This window comes from Nocardioides sp. IC4_145 (assembly GCF_011250565.1).
Lineage (GTDB): Bacteria > Actinomycetota > Actinomycetes > Propionibacteriales > Nocardioidaceae > Nocardioides.
Map to the genome: position 1 here is coordinate 21,416 of NZ_JAANMS010000020.1, position 22,176 is coordinate 43,591.

Annotated in this window: 19 protein-coding genes; 5 read left to right on the forward strand and 14 right to left on the reverse strand. The window is 75.6% G+C overall.

Annotation, left to right across the window (positions count from 1 at the left end; translation table 11 throughout):
- Window positions 1-7 precede the first annotated feature (7 nt).
- The 7 genes from G6553_RS10280 to G6553_RS10310 all read right to left on the reverse strand — a co-directional run bounded on the left by G6553_RS10280 (window position 8) and on the right by G6553_RS10310 (window position 8,468).
- Complete coding sequence (locus G6553_RS10280; protein ID WP_207619607.1) at window positions 8-1,171, reverse strand: glycosyltransferase; 1,164 nt, start codon at window positions 1,169-1,171, stop codon at window positions 8-10.
- Between the two features lie 69 nt (window positions 1,172-1,240).
- Window positions 1,241-2,509: a Wzz/FepE/Etk N-terminal domain-containing protein gene (locus G6553_RS10285; RefSeq protein ID WP_166191856.1), complete on the reverse strand. Its 1,269-nt coding sequence runs from the start codon at window positions 2,507-2,509 to the stop codon at window positions 1,241-1,243.
- A 32-nt stretch (window positions 2,510-2,541) separates the two neighbouring features.
- Window positions 2,542-3,636, reverse strand: a complete 1,095-nt coding sequence (locus tag G6553_RS10290; protein ID WP_166191859.1) for a glycosyltransferase family 4 protein — start codon at window positions 3,634-3,636, stop codon at window positions 2,542-2,544.
- Window positions 3,633-4,733 carry a glycosyltransferase family 4 protein gene (locus G6553_RS10295; protein WP_166191862.1) on the reverse strand — a complete coding sequence of 367 codons (1,101 nt, stop codon included), beginning with the start codon at window positions 4,731-4,733 and terminating at the stop codon, window positions 3,633-3,635. Before G6553_RS10295 ends, G6553_RS10290 begins: the two co-directional genes overlap by 4 nt.
- On the reverse strand, window positions 4,730-6,091 hold the full coding sequence (locus G6553_RS22145; RefSeq protein WP_166191865.1) for an O-antigen ligase family protein: 1,362 nt from the start codon (window positions 6,089-6,091) through the stop codon (window positions 4,730-4,732). Before G6553_RS22145 ends, G6553_RS10295 begins: the two co-directional genes overlap by 4 nt.
- Entirely contained in the window at window positions 6,085-6,924 is an 840-nt protein-coding gene (locus tag G6553_RS10305; RefSeq protein WP_166191868.1) for a polysaccharide deacetylase family protein, read from the reverse strand. Before G6553_RS10305 ends, G6553_RS22145 begins: the two co-directional genes overlap by 7 nt.
- Complete coding sequence (locus tag G6553_RS10310; RefSeq protein ID WP_166191871.1) at window positions 6,921-8,468, reverse strand: oligosaccharide flippase family protein; 1,548 nt, start codon at window positions 8,466-8,468, stop codon at window positions 6,921-6,923. The genes G6553_RS10305 and G6553_RS10310 overlap by 4 nt, the downstream gene beginning before the upstream one ends.
- A gap of 21 nt (window positions 8,469-8,489) precedes the next feature.
- On the opposite strand from G6553_RS10310, the gene G6553_RS10315 reads away from it, so the two are divergent.
- Complete coding sequence (locus tag G6553_RS10315) at window positions 8,490-9,254, forward strand: hypothetical protein (protein ID WP_166191874.1); 765 nt, start codon at window positions 8,490-8,492, stop codon at window positions 9,252-9,254.
- On the opposite strand, the gene G6553_RS10320 is transcribed toward G6553_RS10315, so the two are convergent.
- Window positions 9,251-10,330, reverse strand: a complete 1,080-nt coding sequence (locus tag G6553_RS10320) for an ATP synthase F0 subunit B (protein ID WP_166191877.1) — start codon at window positions 10,328-10,330, stop codon at window positions 9,251-9,253. The two genes, G6553_RS10315 and G6553_RS10320, sit on opposite strands and share 4 nt — an antisense overlap.
- Before the next feature lie 108 nt (window positions 10,331-10,438).
- Between G6553_RS10320 and G6553_RS22150 the strand changes: the two genes are divergently transcribed.
- The gene (locus G6553_RS22150; RefSeq protein ID WP_166191880.1) at window positions 10,439-11,485 is read left to right on the forward strand and encodes a GNAT family N-acetyltransferase; all 1,047 of its coding nucleotides are present in this window, start codon (window positions 10,439-10,441) and stop codon (window positions 11,483-11,485) included.
- Here G6553_RS22150 and G6553_RS10330 read toward each other — a convergent pair.
- Complete coding sequence (locus tag G6553_RS10330; protein ID WP_166191883.1) at window positions 11,460-12,305, reverse strand: cupin domain-containing protein; 846 nt, start codon at window positions 12,303-12,305, stop codon at window positions 11,460-11,462. The genes G6553_RS22150 and G6553_RS10330 overlap by 26 nt on opposite strands.
- Before the next feature lie 80 nt (window positions 12,306-12,385).
- A complete protein-coding gene (gene lepA, locus G6553_RS10335) occupies window positions 12,386-14,260 on the reverse strand; it encodes a translation elongation factor 4 (RefSeq protein ID WP_166191886.1) in 1,875 nt (624 codons plus the stop codon).
- 98 nt (window positions 14,261-14,358) lie between these two features.
- Here lepA and G6553_RS10340 point away from each other — a divergent pair, with 98 nt between their 5' ends.
- The 3 genes from G6553_RS10340 to rpsT all read left to right on the forward strand — a co-directional run bounded on the left by G6553_RS10340 (window position 14,359) and on the right by rpsT (window position 16,721).
- Window positions 14,359-15,291 (forward strand): sterol desaturase family protein, encoded by a 933-nt coding sequence (locus tag G6553_RS10340; RefSeq protein WP_347565627.1) that lies wholly within the window; start codon window positions 14,359-14,361, stop codon window positions 15,289-15,291.
- 28 nt (window positions 15,292-15,319) lie between these two features.
- Window positions 15,320-16,285 (forward strand): hypothetical protein, encoded by a 966-nt coding sequence (locus tag G6553_RS10345; RefSeq protein WP_166191892.1) that lies wholly within the window; start codon window positions 15,320-15,322, stop codon window positions 16,283-16,285.
- Window positions 16,286-16,460: 175 nt separating this feature from the next.
- Entirely contained in the window at window positions 16,461-16,721 is a 261-nt protein-coding gene (gene rpsT, locus G6553_RS10350; protein ID WP_166191895.1) for a 30S ribosomal protein S20, read from the forward strand.
- 70 nt (window positions 16,722-16,791) lie between these two features.
- Here the strand turns inward: rpsT and holA are convergent, their stop codons facing one another.
- The 4 genes from holA to G6553_RS10370 all read right to left on the reverse strand — a co-directional run bounded on the left by holA (window position 16,792) and on the right by G6553_RS10370 (window position 22,174).
- Window positions 16,792-17,778, reverse strand: coding sequence for a DNA polymerase III subunit delta (holA, locus tag G6553_RS10355; protein ID WP_166191898.1), 987 nt, complete (start codon window positions 17,776-17,778; stop codon window positions 16,792-16,794).
- 53 nt (window positions 17,779-17,831) lie between these two features.
- Window positions 17,832-20,129: a ComEC/Rec2 family competence protein gene (locus G6553_RS10360; RefSeq protein WP_347565628.1), complete on the reverse strand. Its 2,298-nt coding sequence runs from the start codon at window positions 20,127-20,129 to the stop codon at window positions 17,832-17,834.
- Window positions 20,122-21,129: a helix-hairpin-helix domain-containing protein gene (locus G6553_RS20690; protein WP_207619608.1), complete on the reverse strand. Its 1,008-nt coding sequence runs from the start codon at window positions 21,127-21,129 to the stop codon at window positions 20,122-20,124. Before G6553_RS20690 ends, G6553_RS10360 begins: the two co-directional genes overlap by 8 nt.
- Window positions 21,130-21,301: 172 nt before the next feature.
- Window positions 21,302-22,174 carry a DegV family protein gene (locus G6553_RS10370; RefSeq protein WP_166191901.1) on the reverse strand — a complete coding sequence of 291 codons (873 nt, stop codon included), beginning with the start codon at window positions 22,172-22,174 and terminating at the stop codon, window positions 21,302-21,304.
- Window positions 22,175-22,176: the final 2 nt, after the last annotated feature.

Here is a 22,176-nt window from a genome sequence, read left to right on the forward strand (position 1 = left end):
AGCGACGTCAAGATCCTGTGCCGGACCCTCCCGGTCCTCGTCCGGGCGCCGCGGGGAGAGGTCGGCGCCGTGCGGCTCGGCCCCGCTGCTCCCGCAGCACGGCCAGGTAGACGTCGAGGACCCGGCGCGCCGAGCTGAGCTCGTCGTGGTGGTCCTCCACGTGCGACCGCCCGGCCCAGCCCTCCTCGCCGGCCTCCACCGGCGCCTCGAGCCGGTAGACCACGGCGTCGGCCAGCGCGGCGACGTCACCGGGCGGGACCAGCTGGCCCGCCTCGGCGGGCACGGCCTCGGCGATCCCGGGCACGGCGGTGGCGACCACGCTGCGCCCACAGGCCATCGCCTCGAGCGGCGCCAGCGCCATCCCCTCCCAGCGCGAAGGCGCGACGACGACGTCGGCCGCGGCCAGCCACAGCGGCACGTCGGTGCGCGCGCCGACCAGCAGCACGCCGTCGAGGTCCGCGGCGCGCCGCTCGAGCGCCGAGCGCTCCGGCCCGTCGCCGACGAGCACCAGCTGGGCGTCCGGCACCCGCTCCCGGACCGACGGCCAGGCGTCGAGCAGCACGTCCTGGCCCTTCTGCCGGGCCAGCCGGCCCACGCACACCGCCGTGGGCACGTCGCGCAGCCCCAGCCCCGCCCGCGCGGCCAACCGCTCGTGCTGCTCCTTCAGCTGCAGGCGCCGCAGGTCCACCCCGTTGGGCAGCACGACCGTCGGCACCTCGATGCCGGCCTCCTCGCCGGCCAGCCGCTCGGCCTCGCCGACGCACACGAGGCGGTGCGTCCAGCGCGCCGCGAGCCGCTCCCACCGCAGCGAGGCACGGCGTACCGACCCTTCGACGGCCAGGAAGGACCACGCGTGCGGCTGGAAGACCGTCGGCCGCCCACCGCGCACCGCGAGCCGGCCGGTCAGGCCGGCCTTGGCGCTGTGCAGGTGCACGACGTCGGGATCGACCTCGGCGAGGATGCGCCGCAGCTCGACGGTCTCGGCCAGCACCGAGCGGCCCGGACCACGGGTCGCCGACCACCAGCGCACCTCGGCGCCGGCGGCGCGCGCGGAGTAGCCCAACCACCCGTGGGTCGGGCAGATGACGGTCACCCGCCAGCCGCGCCGCAGCTGTTCGCGGATGTAGGAGTACTGCACCACGGCCACGCCCTCGGAGGCGGGCTCGGACACGTGGGCCACGTGGAGCCGGCGGCGGATCCCGCCGTCCGGGCGCCTCGGTCGCCTGCGCACGCCCGCCCCCTAGGTGAGCACCCGCTCGGCGCGGCGCCCCACGAGCACCGAGCCGAGCAGGCCGGCGCCGACCGAGCGGACCCGGTCGGCGTGGGCGCGGAGCGCGGCGGCGGACACCTGGCCCTCGGGCACCACCATGAGCAGCGCCCCCCGGGCGGCCATCACCCGCGCGTCGTCGCAGGACTCGAGGGCGGGCGCGAGCACGACGACGACGTCGTACGTCGCCTCCGCCTCGGCCATCCTGTCGGCGAAGACCGTCTCGAGCATCGACTCGTACGGCTCGGAGCCCGCGTCGCCGGCGGGCAGGACGCTCAGCAGCTCGACCGGGCCGGGGCTGACCGCGCGGGACAGCCCGGTCCCGGCGAGCACGTCGAAGAGACCCGGGGTGTCCGGCTCCGCGGCGATCGGGCGGCCGTGGCGCGGACCGATCCGGCCGTCGACGAGCAGCACGGTCCGGCCGACGTTGGCCAGCGAGATCGCCAGGTTGGCCCCGACCCAGACGTTGACCTCGCCCGGCGTCACGCCGGCGACCACCACCCGGCTGACCGGGGCGCCGGCCGCCTCGGCCTCGAGGGCGATGCGCAGCTGCCGGAAGACGTCGGCCGCGGCCGTGCCGGGGTAGAGCGCCGGCAGCGTCGTCGGGTCGCGCGGGACCCCGACGTGCGCGAGCAGCGGCGCGCCGGTGGCCTCCTCGAGCGCGGTCCCGTCGTCGACGGTGCTGGTGCGCCGGTCGCGGGCGACCGCCGCGACGACGGCCAGCACGATCGCCAGGGCCGCGCCGCCACCGATCGCGAGCAGCAGGTTCGGGCTGCTGTAGGTGCGCGGCGGCTGCGCCTCGTTGGTCTGGGTGAACCGGAACGCGTCGGTGCTCGGGTCGTAGTACGGCAGCGTGACCGCGACCCGGTTGGCCAGGTCCGCGGCGACCTGCGGGTCGGAGTCCTCGGCAACGACCTGGATGAGGATCGTGCCGCCGACCCACTCCGCGTCCACCGCCGACCGCAGGTCGCTGACCTCGCGCTCGACGTCGAGCGTGCCCTGCACCTCGGTGAGCAGCTCGCGGCTGCTCGCGAGCTCCGCGATCGTGCCCCGCAGCGCGTCGAGGTCGTCGGGCGACTCCAGGGTCGCCGGGTCCGCGGCCGCCGCGAGCACCGCGGTGGACCGGTAGGTCTTCGGTGCCAGTGCCACGCCGACGGCCACGGCGGCCGCCGTCACCGCCAGCACGAGCAGGACGAGCAGGCGTTGGCGCCACAGCGCCCCGCCGATCTGGTGCAGCTCCATCGTGTTTCCCCCCATGGTGGTGCCGGTCGTTCTCAGGTCACGTCTCGGTAGATCGCGTCGTACGACGCCGTCATCGCCGCCGGCGAGAACCGCCGCTCGACGAGCAGGGCGGCCGCGGCGGCCAGGTCGCCCCGGCGTCCGGGGTCCTCCAGCAGGCGGTGGACGGCCCCGGCCCACGCGTCCGCGGTCGGCTCGGCCACCAGCTCGACCGCGCCGCCCAACGAGGTGAGCCCGCCCACGGCCGACGCGGCCACCGGCACGCCGGCGGCCATCGCCTCGAGCACCGACATCGGCAGCCCCTCGCGGTCGCTGGCCAGCACGAGCAGGTCGGCGGCGGCGAGCAGCCGGTCGACGTCGCGACGGTCGCCGAGGAGGCGGACCCGGTCAGAGACACCCGCGGTCTTGATCCGCCGCTCGAGGTCGGCGCGGCCGGCCCCGTCGCCGGCGACGAGGAGCAGGGGCGCACCCACACCCGCGCCCGCCTCCGTGCTCCGGTGCGGCAGCCGCGCCCAGGCGTCGACGAGCAGGTCGTGGCGCTTGGGCGCCACGAGGCGGGCCACGCTCACCGCGACCGGCGCCTCCTCGGGCAGGCCGAGGGCTGCGCGTGCGGCGGCCCGACCGGGCAGGCGCAGCGCCGGCGCGGCGTTCTCGACGACGCGGAGCCGGTCCGCGGGCAGCCCGCCGTCGCGCAGCCGGTCGGCGACGTCGTCGGAGACGGCGACGACGACGTCGGCGCAGCCGCGCAGCAGCCGGGCGGCGCGCGGGTAGTCCGCGGGAGCCAGGCCGTGCACGGTCGTGACCAGCGGCGCGGGCCGCCCGGCGGCGCGCTGGGCCAGCGACGCCGCGGCGGTGGCCCGGACGTTGTGCGTGTGCAGCAGGTCGGCGGGCCGGCGCCGGAGGCAGCGGGCCAGCCGAGCGACCGAGCGGGCCAGGGCCGGGGCGCCCGGCCTCCGCAGCGGCACCGGCACCAGGTCGGCGCCGCGGCCGGCGACGTCGGCGGTGCGCCAGCCACGGTCGCTGGCCACGGCGACCTGGTCGCCGCGCTCGATGCGGTCGGCAGCCAGGTCCGCGACGACCGCTTCCGCGCCGCCCGACCCCATCTCGGCGATGACCATGAGCGTCCTCACGAGCGCACCTCGTCGTAGACCCGTTGCAGCCCGTCGACGCACGCGGCGAGCGAGAAGGACTCCTCCACCCGGTCGCGGGCCGCCTTGCCCGCGCGCTCGCGCAGCCCGTCGTCCTCGACCATCGTGCGGAGCGCCGCGGTCAGCGCGGCCGGGTCGTCCGCCGGCACCAGCAGCCCCTCGACGCCGTCGCGGACGACCTCGGGCACCCCGCCGACGGCGGTCGCGACGACCGGCAGCCCGCAGGACATCGCCTGCAGGACCGACAGCGGCAGGTTCTCCGCGGCGGAGGTGAGCGCGAGCAGGTGCCCGCGGGCGTACGCCGGCGCCGGGTCCGGCAGCCAGCCGGTGAGCTCCACCCGCCCGGTCAGCGCCGGCTCGGCCGCGCGCCGCTCGACCAGGAGCCGCTCGGGGCCGTCGCCGACGACCAGCGCGCGGGCGGCCGGCACCGCGGCGAGCGCGTCGAGCAGCAGGCCGACCCGCTTCACCCCGCCGAGCACGCCGGACCACACCATGGTCACCGGCCCGTCCGGGGCGGCGGCCGGGCGCCACCGGGCCGGGTCGACGCCGTTGTGCACCACCGACACGATCTCCTCCGGAAGCCCCACCCGCGCCACGGCGTACGTCGCCACGGCGGCGCTCGGCACGACGACCCGGGCCCGGGCCCAGCGGGTCACCAGCCGCTCGCCGGTCAGGTAGTAGAGCCGGTCGCGGCGCCGCCGGTCGGCCGCCCGCACGTTGCCGGCGACCAGGTCGGAGAGACCGTCGGCGACGCCGTGCAGGGTGTAGACGACCGGAGCGCCCAGCACCGGCGCGGCCAGGCGGGCCAGCCAGCCGGCGCGCCGGTCGTGCGCGTGCACGACGTCGGCGCGCAGCGACCGCAGCAGGGCGAGCGCGTCGCGGGCTCCGCGGGCGTCGGCCTTCCCGGCGACGGTCGTGCCGTGCCAGGTGACGCCCGGCACGTGCACCGCCCGCGGGCCGACCACGTGGCTGTCCACGCCGCGGCGCGCCAGCTCGCCGGCCACGTCGACCGCGTGGTCGACCGGCCCGCCGGAGACCTGGGTCAGCACCTGCACGACCCGCGTCCCGTGCCGGGTCATGGCAGGCGCTCCCGGGCCAGGCCCGCGCCGAGGGCGCACAGCAGCCAGAACGGCAGGAAGTACTGCTCGGTCACGAAGACCGCGGCCACCGCGGTCCCGGCCAGCGCGACACCCACCGCGCCCGCGAGCCGGTCGCCGCGTGCGCGCCACCCCGACCGGGCGGCGAGGTAGCCGGCGCCGAGCAGCCCGAGCCAGGCCGCCAGCCCGAGCAGCCCGAGCTCGGCGGAGGTCTCCAGGTAGGTGTTGTGCGCGACGTCGAGGTCGTGGTCGACGTCGTCGGGCAGGCGATCGAGGTACTCCCGGTGCTCGAGCGAGTAGGCCCCGGGACCGTGGCCGAGGACCGGCGCGTCCAGGGTCATCCGCGCGGCGGACTCCCAGAGGTCGAGCCGCTCGGAGACGTTCTGGTCCGCGACGTCGCCCTTCTGCTCGATGCTCGTCCCGACCAGCTGGGGGAAGACCGACAGCGCGAGCGCCACGGTGGTCAGCCCGACCAGGCCGAGGACGACCACGGCCCGCCAGGTCACGAGGCGGACCACCAGGGCGACGAGCACCGCCACCAGCAGGCCGAGCAGCGCCCCCCGGGAGAGCGTGCCGAGGAGGGCCGCGAGCACGACGACGACCACGACGTCGTACGCCCACGGCCGGCGGGAGCCGGCCCGCAGCGCGACCCCGAGCGGCACGGCAACCAGGAGGAAGAACGCGAGGTCGTTGGGGTCGCCGACCGGGCCGCCGACGCGGCGGTCGGCGCCGACCAGGTAGGTCACCAGGCCGCACACCGCGGCCGCGCCGCAGGCCAGCACGTAGCAGCGCGCGACGGTGCGCGGGGCGAGCGGGCCGCGCATCGCGTCGACCAGCACCAGCAGCACGACCACGAAGCCGGCCCACCTGGCGAGCACCGCCGCACCGGTGCTGCCGTTGGCGTGCAGCGCCGTCGAGGCGAGGAGCACGACGACCAGCACGAGCGTCGCCCTGAGGACGGCGGTGCGTCCGTGGCTCCGCGCGCCGGCCAGGGGGTGGGTCGGTCCGCGGAGCGGGCCGCGGCTGCGGCGCACCAACCAGGACGCGACCAGCACGACCGCGAGCAGCTTGGTGGCGCGCGGGTCGACGAGCGCGAGGTAGTCCTCGAAGACCGCGGTCGCCACGACCGCCAGCGCCGCCCACTCCAGACGGACCAGGAGGGCGGTGCCGACCACCAGCGCCGCGAGACCGGCGACGGCGAGCGTCGGCGCGTAGCCGACGGCGAGCCCGCCCAGCGCCGCCAGCAGCAGCGGCACCACCACGGTCGCGGTGGCGCGCGGGCGCGTCACCGGTGCCTCCCGGCGCAGGCCGAGGGCGAGGGTCAGGTCCGACGTCACCACGCGGGGCCTCCCCGGCTGCGCCAGCGGTCCAGGGGCCGCAGGAACGTGTAGGCGCCGTCGAGGATGTGGCGCAGGTCGGCCGGGTCTGACGGCACGAACGCCCGGCGCAGCGAGAGCGGGTGCACGGCGTCGGTGTTGAGCCCGCGGTCGACGGTGATGCCGACGGTGTAGCCGGCAGCCACGGCCGCGGCCCGCACCCGCGGGTCCCAGCCGCCGGTCGGGTAGGCCACCGAGCGCACCGGACGACCGAGCAGGTCCTCGAGCGCGGCCCGGGAGTCGACGAGCTCGCGGCGCAGGTCCGCGTCGTCCAGCGCCGGCAGCCACGGGTGGCTGACGGTGTGGGAGCCGATGTCGAGACCCTCCTGAGCCGCGGCCACCAGCTCGTCGGCCGTGGCCGGACGCAGCCGCTCGCTGCGGCAGGCCGCGGACTCGTGGGCGTCCCACGCGAACCGCAGGCCGTCGAGGATGCCGCTCACCACGAACAACGTCGTCGGCAGGCCGCGGTCGCGCAGGATCGGCCAGGCGGTGTCGACGACGCTGGCGTATCCGTCGTCGAAGGTCAGCGCCACCGCCCGCTCGGGCAGCGTGCCGGCCCGGAGCCGGGCCGCCGCCTCCTCCAGCGGAAGCACCCGGGCGCCCCACCGCTGGAGCACGTCGAGGTGGCGCCGGAAGTCGTCCACGCCCGTCGAGAGGCCGTCGGACGTCCGCCCGTCGACGCGGTGCCACCCGACGAGCGTGAGCCCGCGGCTGCCGACCAGCGTGCCGGCGATCGTGCGGTGCGCGAGCGCGACGGGTCGCACCACGGTCGCGACGGCGCGGGTCCCGGGCCTCATGCGGGCCTCCTCAGCAGCGCGGCGGCCTCCCGCAGGCGGTCGCGGTCGAGCAGCCACAACGGCACGACGTACGCCGCGAGCCCGGCCGCGCCCAGCAGCGCGAGCGTCGCCGCGCTCGGGCCGTCGTCCAGCAGGCCACCGGCCAGCGCGCGCACGGCGAGCACCGCCGCCACGAGCGCTAGGGCGCTGAGCAGGGCCGGCCGGAGGCCGAGCGCGAGCGCCCGCAGCGAGAAGCCGGAGACGGAGCTGCGGGCCAGGAGCAGCGCGAGCAGGGCGACGACCACCGCGACGGCGGCCTGGGCGGCGGCCACCACGGTCACGCCGCGGTCGACGACAGCCGCGAGCGTGCCGAGCAGCAGGAGCAGGTGGGCCAGGCGCAGCCCCAGGGCGAGGACCGGCCGGCCCGCGGCGTTGACCGCCGTGGCGACCAGCTGCCCGACGCTGAGGGCGGCGGCGTACGCCGCGAGCCAGGCGACCGCGGGCACCGCGGGCGACCACTTGTCCCCCAGGACCACGAGGTGGTCGGCGACGAGCGCGACGCCGAGGCACAGCGGCAGGACGAGGGTCAGCGTCACGGTGGTGACCACGAGGGTCGCGCGGCCCAGCTCGCGGCCGCGCTGGCGGCACAGGTACGGGAACGCGGCGCCGGTGATGACGACGACGATCATCAGGTAGGGCATGAAGGCGAGCCGGAAGGCCAGGGAGTACTGCCCCAGCGCCACGGTGCCGAGCACCGCGGAGACCACCAGGTAGTCGACGTTGAGCTGCACCAGCTCGAGCAGGTGGGTGCCGGCGTAGGGACCGCCGTAGGAGAGCAGCCCGCGGGCGTCCTCGGCGTCCCACCCCGGGACCACCGGCGGGTGGACGCACCAGGAGAGCAGCAGCGTCAGCACCGCCTGGACGACCTGGCCGGCCACGAGCGCCATCACGCCGCTGCCCTGGACGACGAGCGCGATCGCGACGACGGCCCCGACGACGGACGAGACCGTGTCGGGGATGATCCGCCGCAGGAACCGCAGCTCGCGGCGGAGCAGCTCGTTGGTCACGGCGGCGATCGCGGTGCACGGCAGCACCACGGTCAGCCCGCGGATCACCGCCGCTCCTCCGTCGGCGGCGCCCAGGACGGCGGCCAGCCACGGCGCGGCGACCCAGATCAGGCCCGCCAGCACGGCCGCGAGCCCGAGGCTGATCGTGACGGCGGTGCGGGCCGCGCGCTGCACGTCGCCGCGCCAGTAGACCAGCGCGCTGGCCGTGCCGAGGCTCGCCACCTGGACGGCCACGTTGGCGACGAGCGTGCCGAGCGCGACCAGACCGAGCGCGGAGGGCGCGAGCACCGCGGCGAGGGTGAGCAGGACGACGGTCTGGGCGGTCTTGACGACGACCCCGTTGGTGGCCAGCCACAGTGCCCCGCGGGCGGTGCGGCCGGCCTCGCCCTCCTCCGTCGGCCGCGTCGGCGGCCATGGGCCGGCCACCCAGGAGCCGCGGGTGGTGGCGGGCGGGGGGACGACGCGGTCGCTGTCGTCATCGAGCACCGGCCGGGTCACGACGCGCCTACCATGGCCGGCATGGGGGACATCAGGCGTGCCATCGCGGTCGGGGTCCTGGCGCTCGCGCCGGCGCTCGCCGGCTGCTCGACCATCTCCGACCAGCTCGCCGGGAGCGAGGTCGACCCGGCGGTCACGACCTCGGCCGCGAGCGCGGACTCGCTGCTGGAGACGGTGACCTGGGGCGAGCTCGACGGACTGGTCTCGGTCGTCGTGCGCAACCCGACCGAGCGCGTGCTGCGGCGCGCGGAGGCCGTCATCACGCTGCGCGACTCACGCGGCACGGCGCTCGCGTCCACGCCGACGCCGACGCCGGCGACGGCGACGGCGACGGCGACGACGCGCTTGCGCGACGGCGGGTGCTGCACGGTTCGCTCCCTTCGTCCCGGTGGGACCTACGGGTTGTACGTCGGCACGGCCGGCCCCGGGTCCGAGGTGGCCGACGTCGAGGTGACCTACCGCGACGTCTCGTGGTCGTCCACGCCCCCGCCCCGGGTCGAGGCGCTGGCGGTGCGGATCGAGGAGGGACCGCGCGGGTCGGTCGTCCTGGCGGACATCACCACCGAGGACGACCTGCCGAGCGCGGTCGTGCAGGCCGTGGTCACCGAGCCCGACGGCAGCCTGGCGGCCGTGGTCTCGGGCACCTGGACCTGCTTCGAGGCCGGGGACACCCGGCGGATCTTCATGCAGCTGTTCCGCCGGGTGCCCGTGGGCTCGATGGTCGAGTCGGTCGCGGTGCACCCCGACGGCGGCGCCGCGGAGGGGTGCACGACCGAGCGCGGCTAGGAGGTCGCCCGGAAGAGCCAGCCCAGCGGACGGGAGTCGCCGCCGGCGGTCGTCACGACCGGGGCGGGGACGGTGTCCTCCGGTCCCGTCTCCCAGTCGGTGACCGGGCGCGGCGGGTCCGTGCCGAGGAAGCTCGTGGCGTTGTCGTCCGCGACCGGCGCCGTGGCCGCCGAGGGCGCCGACGGCGTCGAGGGAGTCGGGTCCGCGGTCGAGACGCGGCCGATCATCGGCGCACCGCCCGCCGGCGGCGTCGGGCCGCCGCGGTCGCTGTCGTCGTCCTCCGCCGAGGGCGCGGCGTCGTCCACTACCACGTCGTCCACCACGTCGTCCGCCACGTCGTCCGCCACGTCGTCCGCCACGTCGTCGGCGGTGTCCTCAACGAGCGGCTCGGCGACGACCTCCGCGACCGGGTCGTCGACCGGCTCCGGCTCGGGCTGGGCGACCGGCTCCGGCTCGGCGGAGCGGACCGGGCCGCCGACCGTGGCGACCGGGAGCGCGCCCTCGGTGACCGTGCGGAGGTGGCCGATCGTCGCGACGACGTCGGCGACCGAGGCGTGCGCCCGCTCGAAGGTGGTCCCGAGCCCGAGCACACCCGACTCCAGGTCGCGCAGCAGCCCGTCGGAGCGGTGCCGGGCGTGACCGAGCGTCGCGAGCTGCTCCTCGCGGAGTTCCTCGCGCACCTGGGCGCGGATCTGGTCCAGCTCGCTCTCGGCCCGCACGCGCATGGCCTCGGCCTGCGTCTGTGCCTCGGCCCGCAGGCGGTCGGCCTCGGCCCGAGCACGGGCCAGGATGCCGTCGGAACGCTCCGTGGCCTCGCGGACCAGGCGCTCGTACTCGGCCAGCGACTCCGACTGGAGCCGGTCGGCCATGATCTGCGCGTCGACGAGCAACGCGTCCGCGTCGGCAGCGGCCGAGGCGCGGATCCGGCTGGCGTCGGCCAGCACGTTCTCCGCCTCGCGGCGTGCGGCGAAGGCCGCTCGAGCCGCCTCGACCTGCTCTCCGGTGGTGCTCGGCGACGGGCTCGGGCCTTCCGCCCGACCGTCGCCCATTGCTACGTCGTCCCCCTGCGAAGCCATGTACGTCCCCCAGTACGTGCTCGGTATACAGATGTAGTCCCTCGTCTGCCCGGCTCGGCGCGAAGCCAAACCACCGCGTCCGCCGGGCCTGTCGTTACGGTGGCGACCGTGGACGGATCCGCCTCGCCGACGGTGTGCGTCCGCGACGACTTCGACGCCTCGAGCGCCGCCTGGGAGCAGATCTCGCACCGGCTGCCCCACCCGTCGCCGTTCCTGCGGCCGTGGTGGCTCCGGCACGTCGCGAGAGGCACACCCGTGCACCTGGTCGTGCTGCTGGGCGACGAGCCCGTCGGCGGTGCCGCCCTGACCAGCCGGCGGGTGCTGGGCGTCGACCTGCTGCATCCGGCCGGCCACGGCGTGCCCTGCCCCGACCACGTCGACCTGGTCGCGGTGCCCGGCCACGAGGACGTCGTGGCGGCGGCCTTCGCCGACTGGTTCGGTCGCCCGGGCGCGCGGGTCCTCGACCTGGCGGGCACGCCGGAGCGGTCGCTGGCGGCTCGGTCGCTCGCGGTCCCCGCGGCACCGATGGACGTGGCGCCGTACGAGCCGCTCGCCGGGGCGTTCCTCGAGACCCGCTCGGCGTCGTTCCGCCGCAACGTGCGCCGCACCGAGAAGCGGCTCGCGGGTCTCGGCGTGCGCCAGTGGAGCGCCACGGCCGCCACGGCGGACGCGGCGCTCGACGCGTTCGCGGCGCTGCACCGCGACCGGCCCGACCGGGCCGCGCTCCTGGCCGAGGTGCCGCGCCTGCGGCCAGCCGTGGTCGAGGCGGTCGCGGTCGGCGAGGCCCGGGTCGACGTGCTCGAGGTTGGCGGGCGCCCCGCCGCGGTCACGGTGGCGTTCCTGGTCGCCGGCCGGCTCGCGCTCTACCAGCTCGCCCGGTCCACCGACCGCGAGCACGACGGGGCCGGCACCGCGCTGCTGGTGCGCGTCGTCGAGCAGGCGGCGGTCGAGGGGTGCACCGAGGTGGACATGCTGCGCGGCGAGGAGTCCTACAAGGGTGGGTTCGCCTCGCAGCAGCGGGTGCTCACGCGCGTCCGGGCGGCGCACGGCGTCCGCGGCCGGCTGCTGCTGGCAGCGTGGGACGCCGTGCGGCGAGCGAACGCGGTGCGGGTCCGGGTGCGGGCCCGGCTCAGCTCGGCCCGCGCGGGCGCTTGACCGCGGCCCACGCCTTCATCGCGCCGACCTTGACCCGGTCGCGGGCCGGCGACTCGCCGTGCGGGCGGGGCGTCAGGCCCGTCCTCGCGACCTTCGTGTTGAAGGCCTGCACCAGCGACTCGGTCTCGTTGTCGCGGTTGAAGAACGTGACGGTCATCGACAGCGACGTCTCGTCGCCGTTGACGATCCAGTGCGGGGTGTACGGCGGGATGTAGCAGCCGGTGCCCGGGCTGATGACGTGCTCCGCGACGGTCTCGGGCTGCTCGTGGAAGCGGCCGAAGGAGCCGTTCCAGTAGCGCTCGACCTCGCGCGCCTTCTGCTCCTCGTCGGCGAACCGGCCGAACCCGAGCGTGCGCGTGCCCTGCAGCTGCATGCAGAAGCTGTGCTCGATGTCGAAGTGCGCGGCGGTCACCCCGCGGGGCGAGCTGGCGAAGAGGAAGCCCATCCGGCGCGTCAGGTCCGCAGGGTCCATGCCCGAGGCCTCCGCGAGGTCGTCGAGCACCTCGTCGACCAGGGCGCGGTAGCGCGGCACCTGGTGGACGTGGAGCAGGGTGAACCACGAGCGGTTCACCGCCACGTCGCGGATGCGCTGCCCGATGTCGTCGATCGGTGCGGCGACGCCGGCGGCGTCACCGGCGGCGATGGGCTTCTCGGCCCGCTCGGCCGAGAGCGACGCGACCGGCAGCTCCTCGGCCAGCCGGGCGATCTCGTCCAGCGTGAGCAGCGGGTGCCCCGCCAGTCCGTGCCGGAAGCGGGTCGGCGTGCGCGTCTCGACGTCGCGCGCGAAGGACGGGTCGATCGACGGCCACAACGCGGTCATGTTGTCCCCCCAGGACGTTGTCGGTTGTGCCGACACTCTCCCCAGGTACGCCGCCGCGCAACCCTCCCGGACGCGAACCGCTACTTCTTGCCGGACTTCTCCGCCGGGGCCGAGGTGGAGAGCGCGGCCACGAAGGCCTCCTGGGGGACCTCGACGCGGCCGACCATCTTCATCCGCTTCTTGCCCTCCTTCTGCTTCTCCAGCAGCTTGCGCTTGCGGGTGATGTCGCCGCCGTAGCACTTGGCGAGCACGTCCTTGCGGATCGCGCGGATGTTCTCCCGCGCGATCACGCGGGCACCGATCGCGGCCTGGATCGGCACCTCGAACTGCTGGCGCGGGATGAGCTCCTTGAGCTTGCTCGCCATCATCACGCCGTACGCGTAGGCCGCGTCGCGGTGGATGATCGCGGAGAAGGCGTCGACCGGCTCACCCTGGAGCAGGATGTCGACCTTGACCAGGTCGGCGGCCTGCTCGCCGGAGCGCTCGTAGTTGAGCGAGGCGTAGCCCTTGGTCTTCGACTTCAGCTGGTCGAAGAAGTCGAAGGCGATCTCACCCATCGGCAGGGTGTAGCGCATCTCGACGCGGTCCTCGGAGAGGTAGTCCATCCCCTGCAGCGTGCCGCGCTTGGTCTGGCACAGCTCCATGATCGTGCCGATGTAGTCCGAGGGGCTGAGGATCGTGGCGTTGACGACCGGCTCGTGCACCTCGGCGATCTTGCCCTCGGGGTACTCGCTGGGGTTGGTGACGGTCAGCTGCGTGCCGTCCTCCATGAGGACCTCGTAGACCACGTTCGGCGCGGTCGAGATGAGGTCCAGGCCGAACTCGCGCTCGAGGCGATCCCGGGTGATCTCCATGTGCAGCAGCCCGAGGAACCCGCAGCGGAAGCCGAAGCCCAGCGCGCCGGAGGTCTCCGGCTCGTAGGCGAGCGCGGCGTCGTTGAGCTGGAGCTTCTCCAGCGCCTCGCGCAGGTCGCCGAACTGGTCGCCGTCGATCGGGTAGAGCCCGGCGTAGACCATCGGGTTGGGGTGCTTGTAGCCGCCGAGCGCCTCGGACGCGCCGTGGTGCTGGGTGGTGACCGTGTCGCCGACCCGCGACTGGCGCACGTCCTTCACCCCGGTGATGAGGTAGCCGACCTCGCCGACGCCGATCTTGTCGGCCTTGACCTGCTCGGGGCTGATCACGCCGAGCTCGAGCATCTCGTGGGTCGCGCCGGTCGACATCATCTTGATCCGGTCGCGGTGCGTGAGCTCGCCGTCGATGACGCGGACGTAGGTGATCACGCCGCGGTAGGTGTCGTAGACGGAGTCGAAGATCAGCGCGCGCGCCGGCTGGTCGGCCCGGCCCACCGGCGGCGGCGTCTCGCGCACGATGTGGTTGAGCAGCTCCTCGACGCCCATGCCGGTCTTGGCGCTCACCCGGAGCACGTCCTCCGGCTCGCACCCGACCAGCCCGGCCAGCTCCGCGGCGTACTTCTCCGGGTTGGCGCTGGGCAGGTCGATCTTGTTGAGCACCGGGATGATGTGGAGGTCCGCGCCCATCGCGAGGTAGAGGTTCGCGAGCGTCTGCGCCTCGATGCCCTGCGCGGCGTCGACCAGCAGGATCGCGGCCTCGCACGCCTCCAGCGAGCGGGACACCTCGTAGGTGAAGTCGACGTGGCCCGGGGTGTCGATCATGTTGAGCACGTAGGTGCCCGGCTCGGCGCCCTCGCCGTTGCCGTCCGGCACCGTCCACGGCATCCGGACGGCCTGGCTCTTGATCGTGATGCCGCGCTCGCGCTCGATGTCCATCCGGTCGAGGTACTGCGCACGCGCCGCGCGCTCGTCGACGACACCGGTCAGCTGCAGCATCCGGTCGGCGAGGGTCGACTTGCCGTGGTCGATGTGCGCGATGATGCAGAAGTTCCGGATGATCGCGGGATCGGTGTGGCCGGGCTTCGGCGCAGGCGTCTGGGGCACGGGCTCTTCTCGACGTACGTGGTGGTCGGGACGGACCCGGTCATCCTCCCATGCGGGAACCGGTGGCCCCGACTCGGCGAGTGCGGCAGGATCCCCGCGTGACCGACGTGTTCTCCTCGGCCTGGGGCGCGATCCCCGAGGCCCTCCGCGAGCCGGTCGTGCTCGCGATGCCGTTCTTCGTCCTCTTCGTGCTCGTCGAGGCGTTCGCGGCCTACCACCTCGAGGACGAGCGGCCGGACGGCAGCCCGCGCTACGACCGCCGCGACGCGTTCACGAGCGTCTCGCTGGGCGCGGTGTCGGTGGGGACGATGGCGCTGTGGAAGGGCCTGGGGCTGGCGGCGTACGCCGTGCTCTACGCGTACGTCGCGCCGTGGCACCTGCCCCCGGACGCCTGGTGGACCGTCGCGCTCGCCCTGCTCGGCGTCGACTTCTTCTTCTACTGGGCCCACCGCGTGGCGCACCGGGTCCGCCTGGTCTGGGCGACCCACCAGGCCCACCACTCCAGCGAGCACTTCAACTTCTCCACCGCCCTGCGCCAGAAGTGGAACAACTCCCACGAGCTGGTCGCCTGGGCTCCCCTGCCGCTGCTCGGCGTGCCGCCGGCGCTGGTCTTCCTCGGCTTCTCCGTCAGCCTCGTCTACCAGTTCTTCGTCCACACCGAACGGGTTGGGACGCTGTGGCGACCGATCGAGCTGGTCTTCAACACCCCGTCGCACCACCGCGTGCACCACGGCAGCGACCCAGAGTACCTCGACCGCAACTACGGCGGCATCCTCATCGTCTGGGACCGCCTGTTCGGCACGTTCCAGCCCGAGCTGCACCGCCCGACCTACGGGCTGACCAAGCCCGTCGGGACCTACAACCTGCTGCGCCTGCAGACCCACGAGTACGCCGCCATCGCGCGCGACGTGCGGCAGGCGCCGACGCTGCGCGAGAAGCTCGGCTACGTCTTCGGCCCGCCGGGGTGGCGGCCCGCCGCGGCCTCCGGGGCGGCTGTCCCGGCACCGGCCGAGGTGCCCGTCGAGCGCTGAGACCGGTCGCTGCCGCCAGGATGGGCGCGTGAACGCGCTCGCCATCCCCCACGGACGGACCGCTCGCCGGCTGGAGTGGCCCTTCCTGCCGCCGCACGTCCGCGACCTGGTCGCGGACCGGTGCGGGTCTCCCGTGGTCTCGGCGGAGTCGATGACCAGCGGCTTCACGCCGGGCTTCGCCTCGGTGCTCACCTGCGCGGACGGGTCGCGGCACTTCGTCAAGGCGGCCTCGGTCGTCGCGCAGCGCTCCTCCGCGGAGTCCTACCGGGAGGAGGCGCTGCGGCTCGGCGCCCTGCCCGCCGGGGTGCCGGCGCCGCGGCTGCGGTGGTCGCACGTCGACGACGACTGGGTGGTGCTCGGGATCGAGCACGTCGAGCACGTGACCCCGCCGCGTCCCTGGCGGGCCGACGACCTCGACCGCGTCGTCGGCGCGCTGGAGGCCGCCGCGACCGCGCCCACACCGGCGCACGACGAGCCGGCCCTCGTGCCGATCGCCGAGGAGGTGGCCGACTGGCCGTCGTACTGGGACCGCGTGCGGCTCCAGGACCTCGGCCGCGGCCTGTACCTCCCCGGGTTCGCCGAGCACCTCGACGAGGCCGCCGCGCTGGCCCGGACCGCACCGGAGATGGCCTCCGGCGACACGCTCGTCCACATGGACGTCCGCGACGACAACGTGCTGCTCGCAGCGGACGGCCGGGTGCTGCTGTGCGACTGGAGCTGGCCCGCGCGTGGGGCCGCCTGGTTCGACACGGTCGCGCTGATGATCGGGCCGTGGGGCGACGGGCTCGACGTCGACCCGGTCCTCGCCCGCGCCCCGCTCACCCGCGACGTGCCGGCCGAGCACGTCGACGCGGTGATCGCGCTGCACGCGGGATACTTCCTGCTGGTGCAGGCCCAGCGGGTCCCGCCGACCTCGCCGTTCCTCCGGACCGCGCAGCGGCACAACGCGGAGGTGGCCTGGGGGTGGCTCGCGGAGCGTCGCGGCTGGCGTTGAGGGCGCTCCCGACGACCGCGTCACGGCTCCTGAACGATTTGGGTGGCCGGATCGCCCGCTGCTAACCTCGTACGTCGCATGTCGCGCGTCCGCCCCGCGGGCCGAGGCGCGCACAGCACACGAAATCTTCAGCAGCACCAGCACAGCACCCCACACCTACGACGAAGGCGCAGTAGTGGCGAACATCAAGTCCCAGATCAAGCGGAACAAGCAGAACGAGAAGCGTCACGAGCGCAACAAGGCCGTCAAGACCGGCCTGAAGACCGCCGTGAACAAGTTCCGCAAGGCCGCCGAGGCGGGCGACAAGGAGGTCGCGGTCACCGCGGCCCGCGACGCCTCGCGCATGCTGGACAAGGCCGCCTCCAAGGGCGTCATCCACAAGAACCAGGCCGCGAACCGCAAGTCCGCGATCGCCAAGAAGGCCGCCTCTCTCTGAGGCCCCTCGCGAGAAGGCGCCGACCCACCGGGTCGGCGCCCTTTTTGCATGTGCCCAGCCGCGATCCGGGTCAGCGGGCGTCGCGCAGCGCGGTGATGGTCAGCACCAGCCGCTCGAGCGTGTACGACGCGTCGCTGGCCGCGCCCTTGATGTCGGCGTCGGCCTGGGCGACCGCCCGGATCGCCTGCGCGAGGCCGTGCTCGGACCAGCCGCGGGACTGGTCACGGATCGAGCGCAGCTTCCACGGCGGCACGCCGACCTCGCGGGCCAGGTCCGCCTCGCGCATCCCGCGCGGGGCGCCGTGGTAGCGCGCCAGCCCGCGCGCGCCTCCGGCGAACGCCGAGGTGACCAGCACCGGTGCCGTCCCGCCGTCGAGCGCCCAGCGCAGCTCCTCGAGGGCGACGTGGCGCCGGCCCGAGAACGCCGCGTCGGCGACCGCGAAGGACTTCGCCTCGGCCCGGCCGCCGAAGTACCGCTTGACCTTGTCCACGTCGAGCGGCTCGCCCGGGAAGTCGTGGGTCAGCTGGTGGGCGGCGGCCGACAGCGAGCGCAGGTCCTGCCCGACGGCGGAGACGAGGAACGAGGCCGCCTCCTGGTCGATGGTCGAGCCGTGGCGGCGGACCTCGGCGGCCACGAAGCCCGGGAACTCCGAGGCCTTGAGCTCCCCGGACTTCGACTCGGTGACGCCCCGGGCCTTGCGCAGCTTGGTCAGCACGCCGCTGCCCTTCGGGCCGCCACCGTGCACCAGCACGAGGGCGACGTCCTCGACCGGCGCGTCGGCGTACGCCAGCAGGCCGGCGACCGACTCCTCGGGGAGGTTCTCCAGCGCGCGGACCACGACGCACCGCGTGCTGGAGAACAGCGACGGTGCCGACAGCTCCCCCAGCGTGGCCAGCGTCAGCTCGGCGGCGCCGGTCTCCGACAGCTCCGCCTCCGCGTCGTGGGAGCGGACCGCCTCGCGGACGGCCGCGACCGTGCGCTCGTTGAGGAACTCCTCCTTGCCGGTCACCAGGGTGACCCGGCCCAGGACGTCTGCTGCTCTCGGACCCGCTGCCATGGTGAGCCCAGCCTCCCACAGCGCACCGACGTCCCCGGCGCTCGCCCGCGACCTCACTCCCGCGTGCGGGTCGCCGGTCCGTCGTCGGTGACCCGCACCAGCACGTCACCGTCCTCGTCGGTGCGCAGGACGCTCGCGCCGGCGTCGGCCAGCGGGTCGAGGACCTCCTCGGCCGGGTGCCCGTAGTCGTTGTCCTCCCCTGCCGAGACGAGCACGACCTGCGCCCCGAGCGACGTCAGGAAGGGCAGGTCCTGGTAGCGGCTGCCGTGGTGCGGCAGCTTCAGCACGTCCACCTGCAGGCCAGGCAGCGCCCGGGCCAGCGCCGCCTGGCCCGGCGGCTCCAGGTCGCCGGTCAGGAGCACGCGCACGCCGCCGACCTCGGCGAGCAGCACCACGCTCGCGTCGTTGGCCGACTCCCCCTCCTCCCCCGTCGCCGCGACACCCGCCCGGGGCCACAGGACCTGGAGCGTCACGTCCCCCACCCGCCTCGTCGCCCCGTACGGCGCCGCGCCGATCGTCAGCCCGGCGCCCGCGGCCGCCGCCGCGGCGTCCGCGACCCCACCGGCCGGGTCGAGCACCGCGGTCGCCTCGACCGCACCGACCGCCCGCCCGTCGAGCACGCCGGCCAGGCCGTCGACGTGGTCGGCGTGAAAGTGCGTCAGCACCACCAGCGGCACCCGGTCGACGCCGAGGTCGTCCAGGCAGCGGTCGACCGGTCCGGGGTCCGGTCCCGCGTCGACGACGACGGCCTCCCCGGGACCCGACCGCAGAGCCAGCGCGTCGCCCTGGCCGACGTCGCACATGGCGAGGACCCAGTCGTCCGCCGGCCAGCCCGGGGTGGGTGGCCGCACCAGCACGGCCACGGCGAGCAGCACGGCGAGGGGCACGGCGGTGGCCGGTCGCACGAGCACCCGGCGGAGCAGGAGCGCCAGGAGCACGCAGCCGACGCTGAGCACCACGAGCGCCGTCGGACCGGTGCCCCAGCCGACCGCCGCCGTCGGCAGGTCCGCTCCCCGGTCGGCCACGGCGACGATCCACCCCACGCACCAGCCGGCGCCGGTGCCGAGCACGGCACCCGCCGGCTCGGAGACGAGGGCGAGCAGCCCGCCGCCGAGGCCCAGGACGGTCGCGGGACCGACCGCCGGCGCCACGACGAGGTTCGCGGCGACCGCGACCAGGCTGACCTCCCCCGAGAGCGCCGCCACGACGGGCGTGCACGCGAGCTGGGCCGCGAGCGGCACCGCCACCGCCTCGGCCACCCAGCGCGGCAGCCACCGGGTCATCGCGTCGCGCCACACCGGTGCGAGCACGAGGATCCCGGCGGTCGCCAGCACCGACAGCGCGAACCCGGGCGACGTCGCCAGGCCGGGCTGGACGAGGAGCAGCACGACCACGGCCACCCCGAGCGCGCGGAAGCCGCGTTGCAGGGCGTGCACTCCGAGCGCCAGCAGCGCGACCGACCCCATCACCGCGGCCCGGAGCACGCTCGGCTCGGTGCGGGCGAGGAGCACGAACCCGACGATGCCCAGCGCGCCGACGACGTACGTGCCCCGGCCACGGACGCCGCACCAGCGCGCGAGCAGGAGGAGGAAGCCGACGACGAGGGTGAGGTTCGTCCCCGAGACCGCCAGCAGGTGGGTCAACCCGGTCGTCCGGAAGTCCTCCTCCACCTCGGTGTCGAGCAGCTGGTCGTCCCCGGTGACGAGCGCCGGCACCAGGGCGGCCTGGGCGGGCGGGCGGTGGTCGACCGCCTCGCGGATGGAGCGGCGGACCGCATCGGCGCCACGCCACCACGGACCTGCGCCCGCCACGACCTCCGGGTCACCCGCGACCAGCACTGCTGCCAGGTCGTGGCCGTCGGCAGTGTCCAGCCGGCCGCTCGCGCGGACCGTGTCACCGAGCCGGACCTCCGCCCACGGCTGGTCGCCGAGCACGAGCACCCGTGTGCGCAACCGGGTCGTCGCACCGCGTCCGGTGACCTCGCGGACCTCGAGCCGCGTGAGGACGCGGTCGGCGAACCGGCCCTCCACCGGCCGCGGGTCGGCGACCAGCGTGCCGGTCACGGTCACCACGGCGCGCTCGCCGGCCAGGTCGGCGACCGCGTTGGTCCGGGTCTGCTCCGCCCGGACCGCAGCCCCGCCGCCCACCGCGACGGCGACGAGCACGACGGCCGCCACCGTCGTGCCGTGCCCGTGCCGCCGGACGACCAGCGCCGCCGTCACCAGCACGGCCGCCGTCGCGCCGGCCAGGGGCCGTGAGGGCAGCAGCTGCGCGGCCAGCCCGGCGAGCCAGGCGGTGGCCGCGAGCAACGGCATCCGCACGTCGACGCGGTCGGCCTCGCGCTCACCCACCCCCGACCGTCACGAACGGGCGCAGCTGGCCGAGCGTCGCCTCACCGATCCCGTCGACCTCGAGCAGCTCGTCGACCGCGCTGAACCCGCCGTGCTCGTCGCGCCACGCCAGGATCGCTGCGGCCGTCACCGGCCCCACCTCCGGCAGCGCCTCGAGCTCGACCGTCGTGGCGCGGTTGAGGTCGACGAGCGCGACCGGGGCGCCGGTCGTGCCCGTCGCTCCGGCGGCACCGGCCACCGGCGGCGGAACCCCGGTGCGCCCGACCAGCACCTGCTCGCCGTCGACGAGCAACCGGGCGAGGTTCAGCGAGGAGAGGTCGACACCGGGCCGCGCGCCGCCGGCCGCGTCCAGGGCGTCCACCACGCGCGACCCGGCGTCCAGCACGACGATGCCGGGGCGTCGTACCTTGCCCGCGACATCGACGACCACCTCGGCGACCTCGGCCGGCGCGCCCGAGGGGGACGCCGCCGCTGCCGCCGCCGGCGCCGGCATGCTCGGCACCTCGACGAGGTCTGCGACCGGCGAGGTGTCCACCGGCGCCGGCGCGGCCGGGGCACCGGCGTCCGACCGCACCACCCACCAGCACGTCACGGCCAGCCCGAGCGCCACCACCACGGCCACCACCGTCAGCTGCGCCGACCCCAGTGCCGCCCGCCCGCGGAGCGTCTCGGGCACCAGGTCCGCCGGCGCCGGCACCAGCCGCAGTGGTCGCCGGGCGGCGTGCCGGCCCGGCTCGGGGACCGGCGGCGGCTCCGCTGGCTGCGGCGGGGACGGCTCGGGTTGCGCGCGGACCGCCGCCCGCGGCCGCACCCGCGTGTGGTCGTCCGTCCAGTCCGGCTCCCGCACTGACCCTTCCGCGGGCTCGGTCCACCACGGGTCGGGCTCGACGGGCTCCGGGGGCGGGGGTGCGGGCCGTTGCGCAGCCAGCTCGGCGCTCAGCAGGGCCAGCCGTCGGGAGACGGCTTCCTGGTGCTCGTTGGCAGCGCGGCGGGATCGCATGCCGGTGACGCTAGGTACGCCGACCGTCCGCCCGCCCGGTCCGACGAGCCGCCTGTGGACGACCCGGCCCCGGCGCCGCCCTGTGGACACCAGCCGGCCCGCGGGCATGTAACGGACAGCTACGCACTCTGTCGGCACGCTGCAGCGCACTTACAGAGTGGCGAACAGTGCGTTACATGACCCGCGGCGCCACGCAGACGGCGAGCATGCCGGGGCCGACGTGGGCGCCGAGGACGGCACCGAGCTCGCCGCACCAGACGTCGCGGCCCTCGAGCCGGTCGGCGAGCCGGTCGGCGAGGCGGCCGGTGAGGGCGGCGGCGCGGTCGGCGCTGGCGAGGTGGGCGACGCAGACGTCGACGGGCCGGTCCCCGGCGGCCTCGACGGCGAGCTCCTCGAGCCGGGAGATCGCGCGGGAGGAGGTGCGGACCCGCTCGAGCGACTCGACGCGGCCGTCGGCGATGGTGAGCAGCGGCTTGACGGCGAGCGCGCCGCCGAGCAGGGCGGCGGCGGCGCCGATCCGACCGCCGCGACGGAGGTACTCGAGGGTGTCGACGTAGAAGAGCGACGAGGAGGCCTCGGCGCGTGCCTGGGCGGCGTGGGCGGCCTCCTCGGCCGAGCCGCCGGCGTCGGCGACGTCGGCGGCCGCGAGCGCGGCGTACCCGGTCGCGACGCCCACCTGCCGGGAGTCCACCGTGACGACGGGGACCGGCGCCGAGCGCGCAGCGAGCTGGGCGGACTCGAAGGTGCCGCTCATGTCGCCGGAGATGTGCACCGAGACGATCTCGGTGGCGCCGTCGGCCGCCGCGCGCTCGTAGACCTCGGCCATCACGCCGGGCGAGGGCCGGGAGGTGCTGACCGGCGTGAACGACTTCAGCGCGGCCGCGACCATCTCCGGGGTCGCACCGCCCTCGCCCTCGTCGTGCACCTCGGCGCCGATGACGACCTGCAGGGGCACGACGACGATCCCGCGCTCGGCCACGACCTCCGCAGGGAGGCTCGCGGTCGAGTCGGTGACGACGACGGTGCGGCCGGTGCCGGTGGGCATGG

What these genes read in the sequence shown, in the direction of transcription:
- G6553_RS10285 (WP_166191856.1), bottom strand. Translation starts at nt 2,509, where the DNA reads ATGGAGCTGCACCAGATCGGCGGGGCGCTGTGGCGCCAACGCCTGCTC.
- G6553_RS10295 (WP_166191862.1), bottom strand. Translation starts at nt 4,733, where the DNA reads ATGACCCGGCACGGGACGCGGGTCGTGCAGGTGCTGACCCAGGTCTCC.
- G6553_RS10305 (WP_166191868.1), bottom strand. Translation starts at nt 6,924, where the DNA reads ATGAGGCCCGGGACCCGCGCCGTCGCGACCGTGGTGCGACCCGTCGCG.
- G6553_RS10315 (WP_166191874.1), top strand. Translation starts at nt 8,490, where the DNA reads ATGGGGGACATCAGGCGTGCCATCGCGGTCGGGGTCCTGGCGCTCGCG.
- G6553_RS10320 (WP_166191877.1), bottom strand. Translation starts at nt 10,330, where the DNA reads ATGGCTTCGCAGGGGGACGACGTAGCAATGGGCGACGGTCGGGCGGAA.
- G6553_RS10330 (WP_166191883.1), bottom strand. Translation starts at nt 12,305, where the DNA reads ATGACCGCGTTGTGGCCGTCGATCGACCCGTCCTTCGCGCGCGACGTC.
- holA (WP_166191898.1), bottom strand. Translation starts at nt 17,778, where the DNA reads ATGGCAGCGGGTCCGAGAGCAGCAGACGTCCTGGGCCGGGTCACCCTG.
- G6553_RS20690 (WP_207619608.1), bottom strand. Translation starts at nt 21,129, where the DNA reads ATGCGATCCCGCCGCGCTGCCAACGAGCACCAGGAAGCCGTCTCCCGA.
- G6553_RS10370 (WP_166191901.1), bottom strand. Translation starts at nt 22,174, where the DNA reads ATGCCCACCGGCACCGGCCGCACCGTCGTCGTCACCGACTCGACCGCG.